Below are 21,368 nucleotides of genomic sequence, written 5' to 3' on the forward strand. Positions count from 1 at the left end.
CTCATGTGCCTGCCTCGCTTCCCGCGTCCGTAGCCCGGCCGTCGCCCTCGGCCAGCACCGCCAGCTCCCGCCACGCCTGCGGATCAGTCGGATCGGCGGGTGCGTCCCGGTGCAGGACGTATCGGTGTGGGGTGATCGCCGTGGGTGAGTCGACGAGCCGTCGCAGGCAGGCCAGGTGTGCCCGCGCGGGGTCGGTGATCTCGGCTCCGGCGGCCAGGTGGGCGACGATTGTCGCCCCCTCGGGTCCTTCGTCGGTCACGAAGGCTCGGGCCGGCCCGGGCAGGGCTGCTCGCAGTACCCGGTTGACCTCGCTGAGCTGGATCCAGCTGTGATCGACGAAGTGCCAGTCGCCGTCGCGGGGGATCGGGTCGATGCCGGCGAGGGCGCCGAGGTCGTCCAGGGCGACGTTGCCGGTGGCCGCCACGGCGAGCACCCGTTCGGTGCCGAGCAGCAGCGCCTCCATCTCCGCGTCGGGAAGGTACCGGTTGTCGCCGGTGATCAGTTCCAGGATCAGCGCCTGCTCGGTCCGGACCAGGTGGAACAGCAGCAGGTTGGTGAAGCCGGTCGGCGTCCACCAGTCGATGAACGTCTCCGTGGTGGCTACCGTCGGCAGGTCCGGTGGGGCGTTGCCGGAGATGTTGTTGAAGACGCCGTCACGGACCATCGGCATGCCGCGCTCGTGCGCGATGCGGTCGTGCGCGCGTTGCAGCGCCTCGGCGTCGAAGACACTGTTCCGGTTCGCCCGCAGCAACGCGGTCCCGGCGTGCCGCACCAGCGCGTCGTAGTCGGGCTGGTCGACGTCTAGGCTGATCAGGCCGTCCTGGGAGACGGTGCCGACATAGTCGCGCAGCGGTACGCCGAGCCGGTTGGCGGCGGGGGAGTAGAGCGCCACGTGCCGCTGGCCGGTGCGGAGGGCGAGCACGGCGGCGAGCGCGGCGAGCACCGCCATGGCCCGGCTCGCGCCGGTGCGGGCGGTGATCCGGTCCAGCGCGGCGGCTACCCGTGACGAGTGCAGGTCCGCGCTGCGCGGCGTGGGCGTCGTCGACGGCTCGACACCTGTGGTCGGTCGGGGCAGTACGCAGCGGGGGCGCCGCCGCAGGATTCCGGACCAGTACCGCAGCGCCGCGTCCGCCTGCCGCAGGCCCTTCGGTGAACGTTCCCGATCGGCCCGGTCCAGCGGCTGGTGCGGTGGTGCGTCCCCGTCGGTCACGGTCCCGGTGAGCAGCCCGGTGAAGCGTTCGGCCAGCACTGTCATGCTCACGTAGTCGGCGGCCATGTGTGAGTAGACCGCGACCACCGCGTGCACCAGGTCGCCCTCGGCCGCCACGGCGAGGCGCAGTGGCAGGTCTTTGGCGAGGTCGAATGGGTGCGCACGCAGCTGGGCGATCAGCTCCCGGGACAGCGTCGTGCCGTCCGGCTGGGCCGGTCGTTGGTGTATCTCGATCGGCAGGTAGACGGTACGCGCCACGCGCTGCACCGGGCCGTCCGGCCCGTCGTGGTAGGTGGTGCGCAGCGACTCGTACCGGCGGACCAGCGCGCTCAGGGCGGCGCAGGCGCGCTCGAGTGTGGTCCCCGCCGGCACCTTGAAGATCCACTGCACCAGGCCGAGGAAGTGGTCGTCGGTGAGCGCGGAGATCCATTGCAGCGCGTTCGCCTGACCTAGGGTCAGTGGGCCCTGCGCCTCGCGGTCGCCGTCGACACGCAGGCGGATGGTCCGGACGGTCTCGCTCGGGGCGGTCATCGGTGGTCCTCCGTGGATGCGCGGCCGTCACCGCGGGCCAGCACTGGCCGGGAACGCCAGGCCGTCAGGTCGGTGAGGTCGGTCGGAGCCGAGTCGTGCAGGACGTAGTGGTGCGGGGCGGCCACGGCGTACCGGCCACCGAGGTGGGCCATGCACGCGGTGTGCGCCTGGCGCGGGGTCCGGACGCCGTCGGTGGCGAGCAGGTGCGCGGTCAGCCGGTGCCCGTCACCTTCCGGTTCGGCCGTCGCGTACGCCGGGGTGCCGAGTGCCTCGCGCAGCAGGGTCTGAACCTCACTGAGCTGCACCCAGCTGACCCCCACCCGCACCCAGTCGCCGTCGCGGGGCACCGTGGTCAGTCCGCTGAGGTCAGGTACGTCCGCCAGGCGCAGCGGCCCGGCACCGGCGGCGACGAGGACGCCTTCCATCCCCCGCAGCAGGCCGGCGATCTCGGGCTGGGGCACGTGTCGGGTGTCTCCGGTACTCAGGCCGACCACCAGAGCCGGCTGGGCGGCGATCAGTTGGAGCACCAGGCGGTTGGGAAAGGGTGGCGCCGGCATCCAGGTGAGAGTGCTGTGCTCGGCGGCCTCCGCCGTGGGCGACCAGCGCAGATCGGGGGGATCCAACGGGGGCAACTGGACATTTGTCGTCTCGTCGGTGCCCGAGGGCAGGTGGGCGCTGATGTTGTTGAAGACGCAGTCGCGGCTGAAGTCCATGCCCTGCTCGTCGTTGATCTGGACGGCATGGGTGACCAGTTCGGTCACGTCGAAGATGCTGCTGCGGTTGGCTCGCAGCATGGCCGCGCTGGTCCGCCGGACCAGGTCATCGAAGGTCGGTCCGGTCACGTCGACCACCACGAGGCCGTCCTGGGCCAGGGTGCCGACGTAGTCGCGCAGCCGGGAGGTGAACCGGTTGCTCGACAGTGAGGCGAACACGCAGCGGGACTGGCCGACTCGCACCGACACCACAGCGGAGAACGCGGCCAGCACGGCGGCCGCCGGACTGGCCTGCGTCCGGGCGGCGATCCGGTCGAGGGCGGCGGTGGCGGACGAGGAGCGCAGGGCGGCGCTGGCCGGGCCGTCGCCGTCGCCGACCGGCGGCAACGCCATCAGGCACTGGGGTATCTGGCGCAGGTGTCGGGTCCAGTACCGCAGGGCCGTTGCGGTTCGCCGCCGCCCGCGCGGTGCGGCCTCCTCCGCCGCCTGGTCGAGCGGCTGGTGCCGAGCGGCTCCGACGGACCGGTTGCCGGCGGCGCCGATCAGCTCGGCGAACTCCCGACCAAGAATGGCCATACTTCCATAATCGACCGCCATGTGTGAATAGACGGTAACCGCTGCCAGTGCTCTATCCTCTACCAGCGCGATCGCCAGGCGTACCGGTAATTCATTGACCAAGTCGAACGGTTTCTGGCGGAGCTGGTCGATCATCCGCTGGGATGTCAGTTCCGTGTCGGCGGATGCGTCCACCTGGTGAATTTCGGCCGCGAGGACCCCGCTACGCAGGACCCGTTGACGCATCTCCCCGTCGTGCTCGTGAAAGGTGGTACGCAGCGACTCGTGCCGGGCGAGCAGGATGGCGAAGGCCTCCACGACGTCCGCGACGGGGGTGTCGGCCGGCAGCGGCAGCTTCCACTGCAGAGTGGCCATCGGATTGGACACGTCTGTTCGCATCCACTGCCAGGTGTTGGTCTGGCCGCAGGTGAGAGGTCCTTCGCCGGCCCGGAGACCCTCGAATGCGATCTTTATCCGGTCGGCCAGCGTGGGACTGGACATCGGGTCTCCCGTTCGTCGGCGATCGGCGTGACTGTCGCCCACCCTCGCCCGCGCGGCTCCGTCGTAGGTAGTCGGGAAAACCCCATTGTTCGCCGGGCGTGGGGCGCGAACGCGGTCCGTACGTCCCGTTCGGTACGAATTGCCAGGGGTTTGGCGATGAACGGTCGGCAAAGCGACTGAATTGTCTGCTCTGGATTACAATCGGCAACGTCTCTTTTATCCGGTCTTCTCGGGGTCCTCGGGATACTGGGGATTCCCCCATTGCTCGCCCGGTTACCGGCTCCTAACGTAGTGGCGTCTGACGATCAATAAATGACCGGAGGATTGCCCCATGACCACGCTGGCACCGACCCGGTCCGATGTCGTGCTGCGCCGGATGGAGGCGTACGCACCGGAGCGCTCGGTCACCGTGGAGGAGATCGCGGCGGGGCTGGGCCTGAACCGCTACCAGACCCGGCTGTTCCGCCGCATCCGCGGGCTGGACCGGTTGCGCATCGACCCCGACCTCGGGCTCTTCGACCTGGTCTGCCCGCCGGCCCAGGCCCTGCTCTCCACCGTCGAGGAGCGCGACCGCATCCGTTACCTGATCTTCGCGCACACCGCGCAGGACCTCACCCCGACCACCCTGGTCGCGGCCGACACGCTGCGTGAGCGCCTCGGCCTCACCGACGCCGAGGCGTTCGCGGTGACGCAACACGCCTGCGCCAGCGGCCTGCTCGCCGTCGAGATCGCCGGCGAGCTGTTGCGCGCCGACGGGGATCCCTCCGCCCTCGCGCTGGTGCTCACCGGCGAACAACCGTTCACCAGGGCGATCCAGGTGCTCTGGAACACCTCGATCATCGGCGAGGCGTCCTCCGCCTGCCTGATCGGACTCGGCGGTGCGGGCACCCGGGTGCTGTCGTACGCCTCCCGCACCGTGGGCGAGTTCTTCGACGGGTACCAACTCGCCGGGGAGGCACTGCACCGCTTCGGCAGCACGTACCACACCCACCTGGCCGAGGTGATCCGGGAGGCGCTGGACGACGCCGCGCTGGACCTGGACGACATCACCATGGTCATCCCGCACAACGTCAACATCTCCTCCTGGATCACCATCTGCGCCACCCTGGGGCTGGACCGGGACCGAGTCTTCCTGAACAACGTCGGCGAGTACTCGCACTGCTCCTGCGCCGACCCCTTCCTCAACCTCGCGACGCTCGCCGGCCGTGGCGCGCTGGTCGCGGGAGGCCGCTACCTGGTCACCGCCGTCGGCCTGGGCGCCACCTATTCCGCCATGGTCGTCGAGTGCTGAGGGAGCCGAACATGTCCACTGGATACCTACGCAAGCTGAAGCGCGCCCTGACGGGTTCGGCCGATACGCCGCTGGTGCTGCTGTGCAACTTCGAGGCCGAGGCCCGATGGGCCCGCAACCACGTGGGACTGCCCGTACCGTCGGGTGCCACCAGCCCGGTGGTGGCCGCGATGGAGGAGCTGGGCGTGCTGCTCGCCGGCGCGGGCGACGCGATTCTGCTCAGCCGTCCACCCGACCCGGACTACCGGGACTACCTGACGCGGCAGGGCCTGGCGTTGCCCACCATGCTGGTACCCGAGAACTGCCGGCCCGAGCGCTCCACCACCGCGAACGCGCTGGACTCGCCGGTCCTGCTCGATCGGCTGCGCCAGCTCGGTGCGGCCGGTGCCCACCTCCTGCCGATGGGCACCACCGCCGACGAGGAGGAGTTGGCCCGGCGTGGCGGCCTCACCCTGGCCACCCCGGCCGCCGCGGTGGTCGAGCGGGTCAACAGCAAGATCTACGGTCGGCGGCTGGCCGAGGCGGCCGGCCTGCGACCGGTACCCGGCGTCTGCTGCGAGACCCGGCAGGAACTGGCCGAGGTGCTGACCCGCCACCGGCTCCGGCTGGAGTCGGGCGAACCACTCGTCGTCAAGGACGCCTACGGCGTCTCCGGCAAGGGACTGCTGGTGCTGGAGAACCCCGGGCGGGCGGCGCAGTTGCTGCGCATGGTGGACCGTCGGGCCGCGCGCACCGGCGACGACCGGATACACGTGGTGGTCGAGGAATGGCTGCCCAAGCGGTGCGACCTCAACTACCAGATCACCATCGCGCGGGACGGGCGGGCCGAACTCGACTTCGTCAAGCAGGCGCTGACCGCGCAGGGTGTGCACCAGGGCCATCTCATGCCGGCTGAGCTGAGCGACGGGCAGTACCGGCAGATCGAGTACGCCGCCGGTGCGGTCGCGGACCGACTGTACGCCGACGGCTACCACGGCGTGGTGGGTGTCGACGCCATCGTCGGCGCCGACGAGACGGTCTACCCGGTGCTGGAGATCAATGCCCGGCTGAACATGTCGACGTACCAGGGCGGGGTCACCGAGCTGTGCCAGCCGCCCGGAACCGTCGCGCTGGCCCGGCACTACCCCCTGCGGCTCGACGCGTCCCTGGAGTTCGACGCCGTACGTCGGGCACTGGCCACGGTGGCCACCGCGCGGGGCACGGAGCGGGTGCTGGTCACCTGCTTCGCCACCGTCGCCGCCAACGCGCTGCTGCCCGTCGGTGCCGGTGGCCCGCCGGAGCCGTTCGACGGCCGGCTGTACGCCCTGCTGGTCGCCGCTGACCGGGACCGGCTCGATGACCTTGACCGCGCGGTCCAGGCCGCCGTCACCACCTTGTCCGTTGCGGAGGAGAGCCATGCCTGAAGCGGCCGTCGAAGGCCACACCGTCCAGGGCCTGCCCGTCGCCGAACTGGCCGAGCGGTACGGCACGCCGTTGTACCTCTACGACGGTGGGGTCATCCGCGAGACGTACCGACAGCTGCGGGAGCTGCTCGACCCGTCGGTCGAGATCTACTACTCGCTGAAGGCCAACCCCAACATCAGCATTTGCGCGTTGCTGCACTCCCTGGGCGCCGGCGCCGAGGTGTCGTCCCTGGCCGAACTGGTGACCGCCCGCCGGGCCGGCGTGCCGGGGCGGGACATCATCTTCCTCGGCCCCGGCAAGTCGGCGGCGGAGTTGGCCGCCTGTATCGAGCAGCGCATCGGCGCGATCGTGTGCGAGTCGCTCGAGGAGGTCAGCACCGTCGACGCGATGGCGGCGGCGCTGCCGGACGTCCCCGGCGAGCCGGTGCGGGTCATGTTGCGGGTCAACCCGTCGTTCGCCACCAAGGGCTCCCGGCTGGCCATGGGCGGCAAGCCCCGGCAGTTCGGCATCGACCAGGAACGTGTCGCGGAGGCCGGCTCGACCCTGCGCGCGCTGCGCCACGTACGGGTGATCGGTCTGCACGCCTACATGGGTACCCGCATCCTCGACGGCGCTGACATCGCGCACAACACCCACAGCGTGCTCACCGCGGCGGCGGAGCTTGCCACCGCGCTGGACCTGCCGCTGGACGTCGTCGACGTCGGTGGCGGTTTCGGCGTCCCCTACTTCGACAACGAGTCCCCCCTCGACATCGAGGCGGTGGCCGAGGGGGTCAACCGCGCCGTGGCGCGATTCCGCGACGAACACCCCGACACCCGGGTCATCACCGAACTGGGCCGCTATCTGGTCGGCTGGGCGGGGACCTACGTGGTCCGGGCACGCTACGTCAAGGCGTCGCGCGGCGAGTGGTTCGTCGTCGCCGACGGCGGCACCAACCACCACATGGCGGCCGTCGGCATCGGCAGCTTCGTCAAGCGGAACTTCCCCATCCGGTCGCTGAGCCGTCCCGCCGACCCGCCGGCGCGCGACTACACCGTCACCGGTCCGCTCTGCACTCCCAACGATGTCATCGGCAAGAGGGTGCCGCTGCCCGAGGTCCGCCCGGGCGACCTGATCGGTGTCGAGCGCTCCGGCGCCTACGGACCGAGCGCGTCTCCGGTGCTCTTTCTCAGCCACGGTCACCCGTCGGAGGTGCTCGTCCTCGACGGCGTGGCGCACCTGGTCCGCCGCGCGGACACCGTCGAGGACCTGCTCCGGCCGCAGCACCTCGTCGTGCCGGCCGCGAGCGTGTCGCCGCCGGGCCCACCGTCAGCCGATGCCCCACCGCGGCCGTCGTCCGCACCGGTGCCCGCCGGACGGGCAGCGACCTGAGCCCGTCCCACCGCCGTCGGGGTGACCGCCGCCGACCCCAGCAGTCCCGCGTCACCCGGTCCGCGGACCGGGTATCCCGAGAGGAAGAAACATGGAACGCCACGAGATCGTCGAGAACATCCGGGCCGCGCTGACCGAGGTGCTGATGCGCGACTTCGGTCCGCTCGCCGAGGGAACCCGGCTCTTCGAGGACATGCACCTGGACTCCACCGCCATTCTCGAACTGCTCATGGCGCTGGAGGACAACATCGGCATCGAGGTGGATCCCGAGAACCTGGACATGGACGACTTCCGCACGGTGGGCACCCTGACGGACTTCCTGGAGCGCGCGCGGAAGGTGCGTTCCTGACCGCCGCGCCCACCGCCCCATCACCGAGGACGTGGTCATGTCCCTGACCCTGCGCGGCGCGGCGGCGCTCGTACGCCCCGACGGCCTCCCCTACGAACCCGACGAGGCTCTGCTGGCCTACCACCGGGACCTGCTCGCGCCGTACGGCATCGAGGTCGACGAGGACCTGATGAAGCAGTCCCGGAACATCGGGTTCCGCGAACTGGCCGAGGAACTGATGGACCGGCGCCCGAGTCCATTCGGGCCGCCGGACCTGTTGATCCTGGCCTACGGCCTGCCCGACCGATATCCCCTCAAGACCGTCACCACGCGGCTCAACGCCCTGTTCGGCGGGCGCAGCCACAGCTTCGCCGTCTCCGAACAGGGCCTGCGGGCGCCGTTCACCGCGTTGCGCGTCGCCGACGCGTACACCCGGTCCGGTAAGAAGGCCAGCCTGGCCCTGTTCGTCTGCGAACAGACCACGCTGCCGTACCGGGATCCGCTGGTGCACGACACCCCCCTGCTGGACACCGGCGTCCTGCTCTACTTCGACACCGACTCCCGATCCGGTTTCCGCTTCACCGCAAGCCGGGCGGCCGGCGTGGACGTACCGCTGGGTGACCTGCTGGCCGACCACCGCACGGCGCTCGCGCCGGGGCCGACGCTGCTGGTCGCCGGCCCGTGGCCAGCGGACGATCAGCTCAGCGGCGTCGATCTGCCGGTGCACCGCTGCCAGCCCGGCGGCTACTGCACCAGCGTCTGGCTGGACCTGGCCCGTCACCACGAGGAATGGGCCACCCGCTACGCCAACCTCGTCCTCTGTGACACCGATCCGCGGACCGGGCGCAGCCAACTCGCCGTACTGTCCAACGCCGGCGCGCCCGAGTGCAGGGAGGCCCGACCATGAAACCCGCACCCCCCGTGTCGCCGCAGGCGGCGGGGACGCCCTACCCCCTCGTCCTGGACGCGCTGCACGGTCGGGTGGCACCCGGCCGGCTGGTCGCGTCTCCCACCGGCCATGTTCTCGCCTCCACGGTGGCGCTGCCCGACGCACCGGCCGGGCCGCTGACCCGCTTCGGCCTGGCCGTCGCCGAGGCCACCCCCGAGTCCGCCTTCGGCGAAGGGCCGGCCGCCGACCGCTTCGCGGTGGCCCTGTTGGCGACGCACCGCGAACTGCTCGACGTCACCCTCACCCACACCTTGCGTCACCTCGAAGGACGCACCTCAGCGAACACCACGCTGCTGGCCAAGCAACTCGTGGCCGGACAACTGGCCGACATCGCGCTGCGGCTGGCCGAGGACACGGCCGTTCCCGAGGCGCGTCGGCACGCCGACCGGGACGCCCGTTGGCGCTGTCACCTGAGGCTGGTCGACATCGGCCGGGACCTGCTGCGGTTGCTCGGCGCCAGCGGTTTCCTCGCCGACGGCCCCGCCGGCGACCTGCACCTCGCCGAGGTGGTCGGCAACGTCTACCTGCACGCCGACACGGAGAACGCCGATGAATGAGCTTCGCGAGGCCGCCGCGCCCGCCGGGACGGACCTGCTCGACGAACGCACCCGGGAGCTGGCCGACTACTGCGCGGCGATGGCCGGCAGGTTACGCGCGATCGGAATGCGGCTGGACCAGGACCCGGACGTCATCACCGAGTTCCTGCACGCGCCGGAGGTGCGCTTCCCCGTTCAGGGCATGCTGCCGCCGGAGTACCGGTCGGTGGGCGAGTTCCCGGCGCGGCTGGTGGAGGTGAGCAGCACCGTCCTCGGTCAGGTGGTCGCCACCGAGCAGGTGTCCTACGGCGATCCCAACGTGCTCCTGGCCAGCCCCGGGCCGTCGCTGTCCGGCGGGGCCGTCCAGGCGCTCGCCGACGAGCAGCAGCGGAAGCGGTACTTCGGTCGGCTGGCGTCCAACCCCACCCACACGTTCTTCGCCCTGACCGAGCCGGGCAAGGGCTCGGCCGCGACGGAACTGGAGACGACGCTGACCCCGGCGCCGGGCGGCGGGTGGCTGCTCAACGGGGTGAAGTGCTACATCGGCAACGGTGCACGCGCTCAACTCGGTGTGGTGTTCTGCCGGCGAGCACCCGGACCGTGGGGCATCGAGGCAGTGCTGCTGGACACCAGCGCGCCGGGGTTCAGCGGCGAACTGCTGCCCACCGTCGGCCTGCGCGGCGCGCGGATCAGCCGGCTGCGCTTCCAGGACGTCACGGTGGCCGACGAGGACGTGCTCGGGGCGCAACGGTCACCCAGCCGCCGAGGGCTCTACGGTGCCACCTACATCCTCTACCGGTTCCGCCCGGGCATCGCGGCGATGGCGATCGGCTGCGCGCAGGCCGCCTGCGACTACCTGGTCACGCACCGCCCGACGCTGCCCCGGCGCGACCGGCACCGACTCGACAACATCCTGGACCGCATCGCCGCGGTCCGGCACCGGACGTACGCGGTGGCCAGCGACATCGACGCCGGTGTGATCGACGTGGCCGGCATCGGTGCGGTCAAGGCGCGGGCGGCGCGGGTCGCCGAGGACGCCACCCGCCTCGTGGCCGAGCTGCTGGGTCCGGCCTGCCTGATCGAGCATCCCTGGGTCGAGAAGACCTACCGCGACGTGCGGGCGTTCGAACTGATGGAGGGAACGACGAACCTGCACGCCATGTCGGTGTTCCAACGACTGCTGCGGGACCGGGCCGCCCAGCGGCCGGTGACGGAGCGGGCGGTCGACGGTGCGGCTCGGCATTGATCTTGTCGCCCTGGACGAACTGGACCGTCTCCTGCGCCGGGGCTGGTTCCTGCGGTACTTCTTCGCGGCCGAGGAACTGGCTCAGGCCGCGGCGCTGGGCGACAGCCGACGTCGGGAGTACCTGGTGGGGCGGTTCGCCGCGAAGGAAGCCGTGCTCAAGGTTCTGGGCACGGGCCTGTTCGAGGGGGTGGCTCCCCGGGACATCGCGTTGCCGCGTCAGCCCGGCGGGTCGCCCAGCGTCACGTTGCGGGGCAGTGCCGCTCAGGCAGCGCGGTCGGCCTCGATCACCCACGTGACCGTCTCCGTCACCCACAAGCGGGACCTGGTCGCCGTGGTCGCCGCCGGATGGTGACGCCTGTTCGGTGACCAGCACCACCACCCCGCCGTACCCGTCCCTGAGGAGCACACATTGACCCGGTCCTCGATCCGTTCCGGCCATCGGCACCAGCGGAGGTCGGAGCTGTCCCGACCGGCAGGCTGGGCGTCGTCGTCCCTGCCGCCCGGCCCGCCGGCGGTGGCCGACGAGCACCGCCGGCCGTTGGTGGGCCGGGAACGGGAGAGCGCGGCGCTGGCCGCGGCCGTGGCCGCCCTACTCGACGGCACGGGACGAATCGTCGAGGTGACGGGGGAGCCGGGGATCGGCAAGAGCCGGCTGTTGGACCAGGTGGCCGCAGTGGCACGAGAACACGGAGTACAGGTGCTCGCCGGCCGGGCACCGGTACCCGGTTCGGACGTGCCGATGGCGGCGATCGTCGACGCGCTGGACCCGTACCTGCCCCAGGTCTCCCCGGCCCGGCTGGCCGAACTCCGCTCCGATCACGCGCAACTGCTCAACGACACCTTTCCGTCGCTGCGCCTGCCGGGCGCCCGCTCACTGGCGCCGGCCGGGGTGCCGGCGGGCGCCCGGCAGTTGCGCGCCGTACGGCTGTTGCTGGAGACGCTGGCCGCCGAACGGCCGCTGCTGATCACGATCGACGACCTGCACAACGGCGACCGGGCCACCATCGACCTGGTCTGCCACCTGCTCGACGCGCCCCTGCGTACGCCGTTGCTGCTGGTCATCGCGCATCGCCGTCGCCAGTCGCCGGCCAGGCTGCGGCTGGCGTTGGACACCGCCGGACAGGTGACCCGCATCGAGGTGACGCCGCTGCAGCGGGCGCACCTCGACGAGTTGACCGAGTTACCGCTGTCGGCCGGTCAGCGTGCCGTGCTGCACGAGCTGTCGGAGGGTAACCCGCAGTACCTGTCGGCGTTGCTGGCCGGCGCGCTGCCGCACGGCCCGGCGAGTGAACACGTGGAGCTGGGAGCGCTCCCAGCCGAGGTGGAGGCCGCGTTGGCCGCCGAACTCGAACTGCTGTCCCGCGCGGCCCACCAGGTGGCCTCGGCCGCGGCGGTGCTCGGGCCCGAACCGGTCGACACCGGCCTGCTGGCCGCGGTGGCCGGGATCGCCGCCGAGCAGGTGCCGGCCGCCATCGACGAACTCGTCGCCGCCGACCTGCTGCGCCCAGTGACCGGCAGTGGGTGCTTCGCCTTCCGACATCCCGTGGTCCAACACGCGGCGTACCTCACCACCGACGCCGGCTGGCGCCTGACCGCGCACGCCCGCGCGCTGGCGGAGCTGCGTCGCCGCCGGAGCAGCGCCGCCGCCCAGGCACCGCACCTGCTGCGGTTGGCGGTGCCGGGCGACACGGTCGCCGTCGAGGTACTCAGCGAGGCGGCCACCGCCGTGCTCGACCGGGCCCCGCACACCGCCGTCCGGTGGCTGGGTGCCGCGATCCGGCTCTCGCCGAGCAGCGCGAACCCCAGCGAGCCCCGCGTGATGCTCACGGTGCGACTCGGCCAGGCGCTGGCCGCAGCCGGCCACCCGAGAGCCGCCCGAGCGGTACTGCACGACGCCCTGCGGCTGCTCGACAAGCGCCCGTCCGCGTACCGCACCACGGCGAGCCTGCTCTGCGCCCAGGTCGAACGTCAGCTCGGCCGGCACGGGGCAGCGGCGGCGTTGCTCCGCACCGGTCTGACGCGACCCGACGAGGCCCAACCGGCGGACTGGGCGGCGCTGGCACTCGCGCTCGGTGCGGTGGAACTGACCAGCGGCCGGGCCGGGCAGGCACGCCGGTGGGCGGCAGCCGCGTTGGGCGCCGCCCGTCGCGCCACGACCATCCCGGGGGCGGTACGGGCGCACGCGTTGGGTCTGCTCGCGGCGGCGAGCCACCTGCGCGGTAACCGGGCCGCCGGCGGCGAGACCAACCAGGCCGCTTTGCAGCTCAACACCACGCTGGACGCCGAACTCGGTGACGAGCCGGAGAGCGCCCTCTGGGTCGGCTGGAGCGAGATCCTGCTGGACCGCTCCGACGCCGCGGTGCACCACCTCAGCCGGGCCATCGACGTCTCACCCGGAGCCCGGAGCTACTTTTCCCTGCTGCACCTGTTGTGCACCCGGAGCCTGGCCCACCGGTGCGCCGGGCGGCTGGCGGAGGCGTCCGCCGACTGCGCCGAGGTGCTACGACTGGCGTCCGGCACACAGTTCCGGGAACTGCACGTCGCGGCCGAGGCGATGGGTCGACTGCTGACCGTCTGGAGCGGAACCGAAGAGGTCGAACCAGCCGTGGTTCCGTACACCCTGGATCTGCCCGCCTCCGGCTGGCCGGGCAGGCTGGCGCTGAGCGCGAACGCCGAGACGCTGCTCGCGCTGGGGGATACCGCCGGGTGCCTGGCCGTGGCCGCGACCGCCGGACTGCCCGAGCTCGAACCCTGGGCGCAGGTCGGCTGGTACGAACTGTTGACCCGGGCCACCCTGGCCGAGGGCGATCCGGACGCAGCGGAGGAGTGGGCGCAGCGCGCGTACCAGTTGGCCGAGCGACTCGGTCGGCCGGGCCGCAGTGCGCTGGCCGCGTCCGCGAGGGCCCGCGTGCTGGCGCTGCGGGACCCCGCCGCCGCCGCCGAGGCCGCGGCGGCCGCCGCGGAGACGCTCACGCGGGTCCGAATGCCGCTGGACGCCGCGCAGGCCCACATCGTGGCCGCGAGAGCGCTGGTGGCCGACGGCGACCCGGATCGGGCCGTCGCGACGCTGCGGCTGGCCGAGGAGATCTTCGACCGCTGCGGCGCCGGTCTCTTCGCCCGCCAGGTGAACACCGAGCGACGGCGGCTGCTGGCGGACCGCTCGGGCGGCGCCCGGCGGGCCCGCCGCCAAGGCGGCTCGCCGACCCTGACTCGGCGGGAAACCCAGGTGGCGGCCTTGGTCAGCGAAGGACTGACCAACCGGCAGGTGGCGGCCCGCCTGTTCGTCACCCAGAAGACCGTGGAGATGCACCTGTCCCACGTGTACGCCAAGATGGGCGTCACCAACCGGGCCGCCCTGGTACGCCGCTTCCACCTCGGCGGGCTCGCGTCGGCACAGTCCTCCTGACGCGTTCCCGAAAACTCGAACGGTGGTCGCGCCGGAACTCGGCCAACACCCGCATGTCCCGGTCGAGCAGGCGCAGACCCAGGTGCGGCCGGGAGATCGCGGCGAACTCGTCCCCGAGCCCGAGCCGCGCCAGGATGCGGTGGACCTCGTCGTCGAGGGCGACGGCCCGGGGCTGGGGGTAGGTCGAATCCCACCGTTCGAGGATCAGGCACTCGACGCCGTACTGGGCGAGCAGCGTCGCGGCGGTGAGCCCGGTGGGGCCAGCGCCGACGATCACCACCGGAACCGCTGTCATCGCGTCAGCCACTGGAGGACGAGGTAGGCGGCGACGAGGAGCCCGCAGACGAGGGCCGGTGCGTACTTCTGAGGGCCGTCTCCCTTGCGCAGATGCACCGCGAGGGCCCCGATCAGCAGGAGCAGCAGCCCGGCGCCGGCGAGGGCGCCGATGGGCGGCACGATCAGGCCGACGAGCAGTCCGACCGCACCGGCGACCTCGAGCAGGCCGATGCGGCGATAGGCGGCGACGGAGAAACCGGCCTCCGTGGCACGTTCGCGCATCGATTGCAGGGCCAGGGTCTTGGCCGTGCCCAGGGTGAGGAAGACCAGCGCGAGCAGCACAGCGAGGATGGTCGCGACGAGCGTCATCAGACAAGTTCCAATCGCCATTCGATGGCATGACGGCCCAGGATCGCCTTTCCACCCCAAATCCGTCGTGCTCCCGGCGGTCGCCGGGCGCCCGCGCCCGCAGCGCTCCCCGCTGCCGGACTCGCCGGTGCCGGCCCGCTCGCGAGGGCTGGTGACCAGCAGCGGCCGGCGGCACCGGCCCGCGGTGGTGGCGCGACTCGCCGCCGTTGACGCGGTGGTCGGAGCGGCCGTGGGTGGTTTGCTGGGGTGGCTCGACCTCGACCTGAACAGGGTGATCGTCGGTGCGTTCGCGCTGGTGGACGGCGCGGTGTTGGCGGCCGGTCAGCCCGAGACGAAATCGGAGGAGGCACCAGCGATGCGAAGGTTCGCCGGGTGGCTGGCGATCGTCGGGACGACTGTGCTCGTCGGGACCAGCGGATGCGGATCGGACAACGGGCAGCAGGCCGGGCCGACGGGTCCGCCCACCGTGGCGACGCCGAGCGCCACGACGCCGAGCGGTACGCCGCCGCGTACGAGCCCGCCAGCCACCACGCCACTGACCACCACCATGCCTCCGACCACGACCGGGCCTCCGACCACACCGCCGGATGCGCCGCCTGACGAACCTTCGCCGACTCCGCCCGGTTCGGAGCTGCTGCGGCGTGGTGACACCGGCGAGGCGGTCGAGACGGTGCAGCGGCGGCTGCGCGAGCTGGGGTACTGGGTCGGCCCGGTGGACGGGGTCTTCGGTGAGTTGACCGAGCAGGCGGTCTACGCGGTCCAGAAGGCCGCCGGGGGCAGCCGGGACGGCATCGTCGGGCCCGAAACCCGGGAGGCGTTGGACGAGGGCATCCGCCCGTCGGCCCGCAGCGACAAGGGCCGGGTGGTGGAGGTGGATCTCGATCAGCAGCTGATGATGCTTGTCGACGACGGCACTGTCGAGCAGATCTTCAGCACCTCGACCGGCACCTGGGAGTACTACACCCACGACGGTGAACGCTTTCTGGCGGACACGCCACGCGGGCGTTGGGAGATCGGTTGGCAGGTGGACGCCTGGGACCCGGGCCCGCTCGGCCGGCTGTACCGGCCGAAGTACTTCCACAGCCAGGGGATCGCCGTCCACGGCTATCCCGAGGTTCCGCCCTACCCGGCATCGCACGGCTGTGTCCGGGTGACCATCGCCGCCATGGACTGGCTGTGGCGTACCGACCAGATGCCGATCGGCACCACGGTCTGGGTCTACTGAGGAGCGCAGACCGTGGTCGGCGCCCGGTGACGCGGCCGGTCGCTCGGGTCGGCGCCCCCCACAGCGGTACCTACCTCGGTATTCTGCTTGGCGAACGCCGTGAGGGCTGCCTGCGGACCGTCGCCACCCTCGCCCGCTGCGTGGAGTCGCCTGTCGAGGTGCGGCTCCGCCGGATTCTCGGTGCCACCGACCTTCCGGCCGCGCCCGCCGCGATCCGGCGCGCGAGCCGGTGCGGTGTAGGGCTCACCGAGCAGCTACGCGAAGGGACGCCGACGTGAGTACGACAGGCATGATCGCGGATCGAGACTGGCCGAGAGCGCGTACCGCCGTCCTCCGCGACGCGGTCGGAGTGGGCGTGGCCGTCGGTGCGCTCGGCCTCTCCTTCGGCGCGCTGTCGGTACTTGCCGGTTTCTCCGTCGCGCAGACCTGTGCGCTGTCGCTGCTGATGTTCTCCGGCGCGTCGCAGTTCGCCGTCGTCGGGGTGCTGGGTGCCGGTGGCGGCGCACTGACCGGCGCGGCCACGGCAACCCTGCTGGGGGTACGCAACAGCCTCTACGGCCTGAACCTGGCGTCCCTGCTGCGACTACGGGGGGTGCGGCGCCTGGTCGGCGCCCATCTGGTGCTGGACGAGAGTTCGGCGATGGCGATGGCCCGCACCGATTCCCGCGAGGCACGGCTGGCGTTCTGGGCCACCGGGATCAGCGTCTTCGTCCTCTGGAACATCGCCACGCTGGGCGGCGCGCTCGGCGCGCACGTGCTGCCCGACCCGGAGGCGCTCGGTCTTGACGTGGCCGCACCGGCCGCGTTCGTCGCCCTGCTGCTGCCGCGGTTGCGCGGCCGGCGGCTGTGGGCGCTCGCGGTCGCCGCGGCCGGGCTCGCGCTGGTCATGGTGCCGCTGCTGCCGGCCGGGACACCGGTGCTGGTGGCCGGGCTGACCGCCGTCGTCGCGGCGTTCGCCGCCCGTCGCACGGGTGGCCGCTGATGTGGACGGCGGTCCTGCTGGGCACCCTCGGGGTGTACCTGCTCAAGCTGGTCGGGCTGTGCGTACCGAAGTCGATGCTGGAGCAGCCGCAGGTGCAGCAGGCGTCGGCGTTGCTGCCGGTGGCGCTGCTGGCCGCGCTGGTGGCGGTGCAGACCTTCGCCACCGGCCACGATCTGGTGCTCGACGCGCGCGCCGCCGGATTCGCCGTCGCCCTGGTGGCGGCGTTGCTGCGGGCACCGTTCCTGCTGGTCGTCGCCCTGGGCGCCGGTACCGCGGCGGTGCTGCGTCTGATCACTTAGCGACACCGGACGTTCGTTGCCGGTGTCCACCGTACGAGTAGTCCTGATGACCATACGAGTGCTGAAGGGAGACGGAGTGGCGGGTCGGTGACGGCCGCCCTCCCATCAACCTATGGGTATTGATCACCACGGCCGGACCCAACGGCTGGACTGGGCGGACGTCACCCTCCGTGAGTGGGACTGCACGGTCCTGTGGTCGGATCCGGCGGATCCCGAGCAGGGCATCGTGTTGGACCGCTCCGCGTTCTATCCCGGCGGTGGCGGTCAGCCGCCGGACCACGGCGTGCTGATCTGGCAGGGCGTGCAGACGCGGATCGTCGGCACCCGCAAGGGCGACGACCTCTACCTGTTGCCCGCTCCGGGGGACCCGGTGCCGCCGGCCGGCGCCACGGTGACCGGTGCGATCGACGACGAGCGCCGTAGCTCGCTCATGCGTACCCACTCGGGTTTGCACGTGCTCTGCGGCACCGTCTTCCGCGACTTCAACGTCCTGGTGACCGGGAGCAACATGGAGCCCGGCGAGGCGCGGATGGACTTCAACCTGCCGGAAATCCCGCCGGGCTTCAAACAGAGCCTGGAGGACGCGGTGAACGCCGAGATCGCCGCGGACCGCAAAATCGTCGTGCGGATGCTCTCCCGGGAGGAGGCGGACGCGACCCCCGACCTGGTACGCACCCAGTTCAAGGCCCCACCGGAACTGCCGCAGGTGCGGGTGGTGGACATCGTCGGCCTCGACGTGCAGGCCGACGGCGGTACGCACGTGGCGTCGACCGCGCAGATCGGCCGGGTCACCGTCACGAAGGTCGAGAGCAAGGGCCGGCAGAACCGGCGGGTCCGCATCAGACTGACGTGACACCGCACTAGCTGTACCGGCTCCGGGACGGGCGGTGGTCCGGCCGTCGGGTGCCGATGATCAGGCCGGTGCCGGCGGAGATCCGCGCCACGACGAGCCGGGGGTCCTCGGCCAGGGTCCGCTCGACCCGCAACACCGCGGCACGGTGCCGCGGGTCGGTGTACCGGGCCAGCTCCATGTCGTCGACGACGAGCAATCCACCGGGCGCCAGCGCGTCGATCGTCAGATCGAGGCCGGTCCACTTGCCGGCCACCGCGTCCGCGAAGACGAGATCGAAGCGGCCCAGCGTGGGCAGCAACGTCTCGGCGTCACCGGTGTGGACCGTCACGTACGGCGGCCAGTCGTCCGCCCGGACGGCCGCGGCCAGGGACTCGTCCAGCTCGACCGTCTCCAGCCGCGCGTCGCCGCGCTGGCCGAGCCCCTCCGCCAGCCAGGCGGTGCCGACACCCGTGCCGGTGCCCAGTTCCAGGATCCGCCCGTCCGGTGGGACCGCGGCCGCCAACGTCGCCAGCAGCGGGCCCACCGGGTCCTCGCAGACGCCCGGAAAGCCGAGCTCGGACGCGCGGGCGAGCGCGCGGCGCACCCGGGCGGGCACCTCGGTGTGGAACGTCATGGGGTCACCTCCGACGGTTTCGGGCGTGGCCGCGTGGTCAGCCGTGCAGGGTGGGACGGTAGACGAGCTCCTGGGTGTGACCGTCGAGGGTCCGGCTCTCGATCAGCTCCAGGTCGAAGTCGGCCGCGTCCTGGAAGATCGGCTCGGTGCCGGTCCGGCCCGTGATCACCGGGAAGATCGTCACCTGGACGTGGTCGACCAGACCGGCGGCCATCAGTGCCCGGTTCATCGACAGGCTGCCGTGCGACCGCAGGGGCACCTCGGACTCCTCCTTCAGCCGGGCGACTACGTCGACGGCGTCACCGCGCGCGATCGTCGCGTCCGGCCAGTCGAGCGGCCCGTCGAGGGTGGACGACACCACCGTCGCGGGTAGCTGGCGCATCCGGGTGACCCAGGCGTCCCGCACCTCGGACTCGTCGGTGCTCTCGGCCAGCAACCGCGCGAAGACCCGGTACGTGTCGGCACCGAAGACCATGCGCTGCCGCGGGCGGTACGCGGCGAGGCGGTGCGCGAGCAGTTCGGGGCCCTGCTTGCCCCAGTAGCCGCCCCAGTCCCCGCGATGGGTACCGAAGCCGTCGAGGCTGGAGAAGACGTCGAAGGTGTAGGTCGCGGTCATGATGTTCTCCTCGTACGGGTGAGTTCGGTGCGACGCCGCTCCAGGTGGGCGCGTTCGGTCTCGTTGGTGACCAGCGCGATGGCCTCGTCGTAGGCGGCCCGGCTGGCGGTGTCGCGACCGAGCCGGGCCAGCAGCTCGGCGCGGGTGGCGGGCAGCCGGTGGTAGCCGGGGAGGTCGATCTCCGCCAACGCGGCGAGGGCCTGCGCCGGCCCGTGCACCTCGGCCACCGCCACCGCGCGGTTGAGCGCGACGACCGGGGTCGGCACCAGCGCGAGCAGTTGGTCGTACAGTGCCAGCACCTGGCGCCAGTCGGTTGCGGCACCGTCGGTGTGCACCGCGCCGATCGCGGCCTGGATCTGGTACGGCCCGGGCCGGTTGCGGCGCAGGCAGCGGCGGACCAGTTCGTGGCCCTCGGCGATGAGCGTCCGGTCCCACAACGACCGGTCCTGTTCGGCCAGCGGCACCAGGTCGCCGGCCGGGTCGAGCCGGGCCGGCCGGCGTGCCTCGGTGAGCAGCAGCAGGGCGAGCAGGCCGAGCACCTCGGGTTCGTCGGGCATCAGCGCGGCGAGTTCCCGGGCGAGCCGGATCGCTTCGCCGCACAGGTCCGTCCTGATCAGCGGCCCCGCGGTGGAGGTGTAGCCCTCGTTGAACATCAGGTAGAGCACGGTGAGCACGGGCGGCAACCGATCCGGCAACTCGTGTTCGGCGGGTACCCGGTACGGGATGCCGGCGTCACGGATCTTCTTCTTGGCCCGCACGATGCGCTGGGCGACGGTCGCCTCCTGGATCAGGTAGGCCCGGGCGATCTCCGGTACGTCGAGGCCACCGAGCAGGCGCAGGGTGAGGGCGGTACGCGCGTCGGGGGCGAGGGCCGGGTGGCAGCAGGTGAAGATGAGTCGTAGCTGGTCGTCCCGCACCGGTCCCACCTCCTGGGGTTCGTCCTGTTGGTGCAGCAGCAGCGCCTCGGCGTGCCGGGCCTCGCGGGTCGTCTCCCGGCGGAGCCGATCGACGGCCCGGTTACGGGCGGTGGTCACGATCCAGGCGCCCGGGTTCGGCGGCAGGGTCTGCCACTTCTGCACCGCCGTGGCGAAGGCGTCCTGGACCGCCTCCTCGGCGAGGTGCAGGTCGCCGAGGAGGCGGGTCAGGGTGGCGACGCAGCGGCCGTACTCCGCGCGGTAGACGCTCGCCAGATCCATCTCGGGTGCCCGGCTCCTCAGGCCTGGGACAGGTCGTCGAAGGGGCGCACCTCGACCGGGCCGCAGGCCGCCGCGCACTTCTCGGCCCAGGCGAGGGCCTCGTCCAGGTCGGCGCACTTGATGACCCAGAAGCCGGCGATGTGTTCCTTCGTCTCGGCGAACGGCCCGTCGCTCATGGTGGTGGCGCCGTTGTCGTTCCGGACGACGGTGGCGGTGTCCGGCGACCGGAGTCCGCCGCCGAAGACCCAGGCGCCGGCGGCCTGCATCTCGTCGTTGATCAGAGCGGTCTCCCGGAACACGGTCTGCATCTCCTCCTCGGTCGGCTCCGGCGCGCCCTCGACGAAGTGCACGGACAGCAGGTACTGCTTCATGACGATCCTCCGATGGTTCGATGGGTGGGTGTGGTCAGGCGGCCAGGCGGCGCGCGACAGCGGGGATCACGATCGCGGCCGCGACCAGGTGGGTGAGCATCAGCAGCGCCTTGGTCGCCGGAGCGGCGTCGACGATCACGTCCGGCACCAGCGACAGCATCGTCAGCACCACCGTCGTACGGACGAAGGCACGCCGGGGATGCCGGGCGAAGCGGGACAGCAGCGCGGCGATGGCCACGCCGAGCAGCGAGAAGACCGCGGTCAGCACGCCGAACCCGGTGATCGGGATGGGGGCTCCGCCGATGTCGAGGCTGATGCCCACCGCGTTGCCGGCGGCGGCGACGGCCATCGTGGCGACGCTGGCGGCAGCCGTGGCGACGACGCCGGTCCCGATGGTCGACGTGATGGCGCGGGTCGTGTTCGCGGTGGTGCTCATCGTGCCCTCCAGGCGGCGTGTGTCCCGGCTCGGTGCCGGGCTCTCACCACAGCTACGAAGAGGACCAGCCCCGATCGACAGGTGCGCCAGA

23 protein-coding genes are annotated in these 21,368 nt (G+C 71.8%); 14 read left to right on the forward strand and 9 right to left on the reverse strand.

The genetic code is table 11. From position 1 onward, the window contains the following. Position 1: 1 nt before the first annotated feature. Positions 2-1,741, reverse strand: a complete 1,740-nt coding sequence (locus O7597_RS23775; RefSeq protein WP_281580777.1) for a condensation domain-containing protein — start codon at positions 1,739-1,741, stop codon at positions 2-4. Further along, entirely contained in the window at positions 1,738-3,510 is a 1,773-nt protein-coding gene (locus tag O7597_RS23780; protein ID WP_281580778.1) for a condensation domain-containing protein, read from the reverse strand. The genes O7597_RS23775 and O7597_RS23780 overlap by 4 nt, the downstream gene beginning before the upstream one ends. Before the next feature lie 331 nt (positions 3,511-3,841). On the opposite strand from O7597_RS23780, the gene O7597_RS23785 reads away from it, so the two are divergent. The 9 genes from O7597_RS23785 (at position 3,842) to O7597_RS23825 (ending at position 14,041) form a co-directional block, all read left to right on the forward strand. After that, positions 3,842-4,801, forward strand: coding sequence for a 3-oxoacyl-[acyl-carrier-protein] synthase III C-terminal domain-containing protein (locus O7597_RS23785; protein WP_281580779.1), 960 nt, complete (start codon positions 3,842-3,844; stop codon positions 4,799-4,801). An 11-nt stretch (positions 4,802-4,812) separates the two neighbouring features. Further along, positions 4,813-6,204 (forward strand): ATP-grasp domain-containing protein, encoded by a 1,392-nt coding sequence (locus O7597_RS23790; protein ID WP_281580780.1) that lies wholly within the window; start codon positions 4,813-4,815, stop codon positions 6,202-6,204. Beyond that, positions 6,197-7,576, forward strand: a complete 1,380-nt coding sequence (locus O7597_RS23795; RefSeq protein WP_281580781.1) for an alanine racemase — start codon at positions 6,197-6,199, stop codon at positions 7,574-7,576. Before O7597_RS23790 ends, O7597_RS23795 begins: the two co-directional genes overlap by 8 nt. 91 nt (positions 7,577-7,667) lie before the next feature. Further along, entirely contained in the window at positions 7,668-7,925 is a 258-nt protein-coding gene (locus tag O7597_RS23800; protein WP_269740944.1) for a phosphopantetheine-binding protein, read from the forward strand. Between the two features lie 37 nt (positions 7,926-7,962). Continuing rightward, positions 7,963-8,811, forward strand: a complete 849-nt coding sequence (locus O7597_RS23805; protein ID WP_269740945.1) for a hypothetical protein — start codon at positions 7,963-7,965, stop codon at positions 8,809-8,811. Then, a complete protein-coding gene (locus O7597_RS23810; RefSeq protein WP_269740946.1) occupies positions 8,808-9,410 on the forward strand; it encodes a hypothetical protein in 603 nt (200 codons plus the stop codon). Before O7597_RS23805 ends, O7597_RS23810 begins: the two co-directional genes overlap by 4 nt. Then, positions 9,403-10,635: an acyl-CoA dehydrogenase family protein gene (locus tag O7597_RS23815; RefSeq protein WP_269740947.1), complete on the forward strand. Its 1,233-nt coding sequence runs from the start codon at positions 9,403-9,405 to the stop codon at positions 10,633-10,635. Before O7597_RS23810 ends, O7597_RS23815 begins: the two co-directional genes overlap by 8 nt. Further along, on the forward strand, positions 10,619-10,987 hold the full coding sequence (locus O7597_RS23820; protein WP_269740948.1) for a 4'-phosphopantetheinyl transferase superfamily protein: 369 nt from the start codon (positions 10,619-10,621) through the stop codon (positions 10,985-10,987). The genes O7597_RS23815 and O7597_RS23820 overlap by 17 nt, the downstream gene beginning before the upstream one ends. A gap of 57 nt (positions 10,988-11,044) precedes the next feature. Further along, the gene (locus tag O7597_RS23825; RefSeq protein WP_281580782.1) at positions 11,045-14,041 is read left to right on the forward strand and encodes an AAA family ATPase; all 2,997 of its coding nucleotides are present in this window, start codon (positions 11,045-11,047) and stop codon (positions 14,039-14,041) included. Here O7597_RS23825 and O7597_RS23830 read toward each other — a convergent pair. Together O7597_RS23830 and O7597_RS23835 are read right to left on the reverse strand one after the other, a co-directional pair. Further along, a complete protein-coding gene (locus O7597_RS23830) occupies positions 13,974-14,336 on the reverse strand; it encodes an FAD-dependent monooxygenase (RefSeq protein ID WP_281580783.1) in 363 nt (120 codons plus the stop codon). The genes O7597_RS23825 and O7597_RS23830 overlap by 68 nt on opposite strands. Then, positions 14,333-14,686 carry a DoxX family protein gene (locus tag O7597_RS23835; RefSeq protein WP_281580784.1) on the reverse strand — a complete coding sequence of 118 codons (354 nt, stop codon included), beginning with the start codon at positions 14,684-14,686 and terminating at the stop codon, positions 14,333-14,335. The genes O7597_RS23830 and O7597_RS23835 overlap by 4 nt, the downstream gene beginning before the upstream one ends. 151 nt (positions 14,687-14,837) lie before the next feature. Between O7597_RS23835 and O7597_RS23840 the strand changes: the two genes are divergently transcribed. From O7597_RS23840 to O7597_RS23860, 5 genes are all read left to right on the forward strand, one after another. Next, the gene (locus O7597_RS23840; RefSeq protein ID WP_281580785.1) at positions 14,838-15,911 is read left to right on the forward strand and encodes a L,D-transpeptidase family protein; all 1,074 of its coding nucleotides are present in this window, start codon (positions 14,838-14,840) and stop codon (positions 15,909-15,911) included. Positions 15,912-15,937: 26 nt separating this feature from the next. Continuing rightward, positions 15,938-16,189, forward strand: coding sequence for a hypothetical protein (locus O7597_RS23845; RefSeq protein ID WP_281580786.1), 252 nt, complete (start codon positions 15,938-15,940; stop codon positions 16,187-16,189). Further along, the gene (locus O7597_RS23850; protein WP_269740953.1) at positions 16,186-16,893 is read left to right on the forward strand and encodes an AzlC family ABC transporter permease; all 708 of its coding nucleotides are present in this window, start codon (positions 16,186-16,188) and stop codon (positions 16,891-16,893) included. Before O7597_RS23845 ends, O7597_RS23850 begins: the two co-directional genes overlap by 4 nt. Further along, positions 16,893-17,192, forward strand: a complete 300-nt coding sequence (locus O7597_RS23855; protein ID WP_281580787.1) for an AzlD domain-containing protein — start codon at positions 16,893-16,895, stop codon at positions 17,190-17,192. Before O7597_RS23850 ends, O7597_RS23855 begins: the two co-directional genes overlap by 1 nt. A 112-nt stretch (positions 17,193-17,304) precedes the next feature. Then, positions 17,305-18,045 (forward strand): alanyl-tRNA editing protein, encoded by a 741-nt coding sequence (locus O7597_RS23860; RefSeq protein WP_269740955.1) that lies wholly within the window; start codon positions 17,305-17,307, stop codon positions 18,043-18,045. A gap of 7 nt (positions 18,046-18,052) precedes the next feature. On the opposite strand, the gene O7597_RS23865 is transcribed toward O7597_RS23860, so the two are convergent. The 5 genes from O7597_RS23865 to O7597_RS23885 are packed head-to-tail and all read right to left on the reverse strand — an operon-like array spanning position 18,053 to position 21,277. Then, the gene (locus O7597_RS23865) at positions 18,053-18,658 is read right to left on the reverse strand and encodes a class I SAM-dependent methyltransferase (RefSeq protein WP_269740956.1); all 606 of its coding nucleotides are present in this window, start codon (positions 18,656-18,658) and stop codon (positions 18,053-18,055) included. 37 nt (positions 18,659-18,695) lie between these two features. Further along, entirely contained in the window at positions 18,696-19,274 is a 579-nt protein-coding gene (locus tag O7597_RS23870) for a dihydrofolate reductase family protein (RefSeq protein WP_269740957.1), read from the reverse strand. After that, the gene (locus O7597_RS23875) at positions 19,271-20,470 is read right to left on the reverse strand and encodes an RNA polymerase sigma factor (protein ID WP_269740958.1); all 1,200 of its coding nucleotides are present in this window, start codon (positions 20,468-20,470) and stop codon (positions 19,271-19,273) included. The genes O7597_RS23870 and O7597_RS23875 overlap by 4 nt, the downstream gene beginning before the upstream one ends. A 17-nt stretch (positions 20,471-20,487) precedes the next feature. Next, positions 20,488-20,841 carry a YciI family protein gene (locus O7597_RS23880; RefSeq protein WP_281580788.1) on the reverse strand — a complete coding sequence of 118 codons (354 nt, stop codon included), beginning with the start codon at positions 20,839-20,841 and terminating at the stop codon, positions 20,488-20,490. A 34-nt stretch (positions 20,842-20,875) separates the two neighbouring features. Beyond that, entirely contained in the window at positions 20,876-21,277 is a 402-nt protein-coding gene (locus tag O7597_RS23885; RefSeq protein ID WP_281580789.1) for a DUF6069 family protein, read from the reverse strand. Positions 21,278-21,368 lie beyond the last annotated feature (91 nt).

This window comes from Verrucosispora sp. WMMC514 (genome assembly GCF_027497295.1).
In the GTDB taxonomy this organism is placed as follows: Bacteria; Actinomycetota; Actinomycetes; order Mycobacteriales; family Micromonosporaceae; genus Micromonospora; species Micromonospora palythoicola.

Coding starts and splice junctions, on each gene's coding strand:
- O7597_RS23880 (WP_281580788.1), bottom strand. CDS start 20,841: ATGAAGCAGTACCTGCTGTCCGTGCACTTCGTCGAGGGCGCGCCGGAG.
- O7597_RS23775 (WP_281580777.1), bottom strand. CDS start 1,741: ATGACCGCCCCGAGCGAGACCGTCCGGACCATCCGCCTGCGTGTCGAC.
- O7597_RS23855 (WP_281580787.1), top strand. CDS start 16,893: ATGTGGACGGCGGTCCTGCTGGGCACCCTCGGGGTGTACCTGCTCAAG.
- O7597_RS23800 (WP_269740944.1), top strand. CDS start 7,668: ATGGAACGCCACGAGATCGTCGAGAACATCCGGGCCGCGCTGACCGAG.
- O7597_RS23810 (WP_269740946.1), top strand. CDS start 8,808: ATGAAACCCGCACCCCCCGTGTCGCCGCAGGCGGCGGGGACGCCCTAC.
- O7597_RS23795 (WP_281580781.1), top strand. CDS start 6,197: ATGCCTGAAGCGGCCGTCGAAGGCCACACCGTCCAGGGCCTGCCCGTC.
- O7597_RS23805 (WP_269740945.1), top strand. CDS start 7,963: ATGTCCCTGACCCTGCGCGGCGCGGCGGCGCTCGTACGCCCCGACGGC.
- O7597_RS23865 (WP_269740956.1), bottom strand. CDS start 18,658: ATGACGTTCCACACCGAGGTGCCCGCCCGGGTGCGCCGCGCGCTCGCC.
- O7597_RS23885 (WP_281580789.1), bottom strand. CDS start 21,277: ATGAGCACCACCGCGAACACGACCCGCGCCATCACGTCGACCATCGGG.
- O7597_RS23870 (WP_269740957.1), bottom strand. CDS start 19,274: ATGACCGCGACCTACACCTTCGACGTCTTCTCCAGCCTCGACGGCTTC.
- O7597_RS23835 (WP_281580784.1), bottom strand. CDS start 14,686: ATGACGCTCGTCGCGACCATCCTCGCTGTGCTGCTCGCGCTGGTCTTC.
- O7597_RS23860 (WP_269740955.1), top strand. CDS start 17,305: ATGGGTATTGATCACCACGGCCGGACCCAACGGCTGGACTGGGCGGAC.
- O7597_RS23785 (WP_281580779.1), top strand. CDS start 3,842: ATGACCACGCTGGCACCGACCCGGTCCGATGTCGTGCTGCGCCGGATG.
- O7597_RS23875 (WP_269740958.1), bottom strand. CDS start 20,470: ATGGATCTGGCGAGCGTCTACCGCGCGGAGTACGGCCGCTGCGTCGCC.
- O7597_RS23830 (WP_281580783.1), bottom strand. CDS start 14,336: ATGACAGCGGTTCCGGTGGTGATCGTCGGCGCTGGCCCCACCGGGCTC.
- O7597_RS23815 (WP_269740947.1), top strand. CDS start 9,403: ATGAATGAGCTTCGCGAGGCCGCCGCGCCCGCCGGGACGGACCTGCTC.
- O7597_RS23780 (WP_281580778.1), bottom strand. CDS start 3,510: ATGTCCAGTCCCACGCTGGCCGACCGGATAAAGATCGCATTCGAGGGT.
- O7597_RS23790 (WP_281580780.1), top strand. CDS start 4,813: ATGTCCACTGGATACCTACGCAAGCTGAAGCGCGCCCTGACGGGTTCG.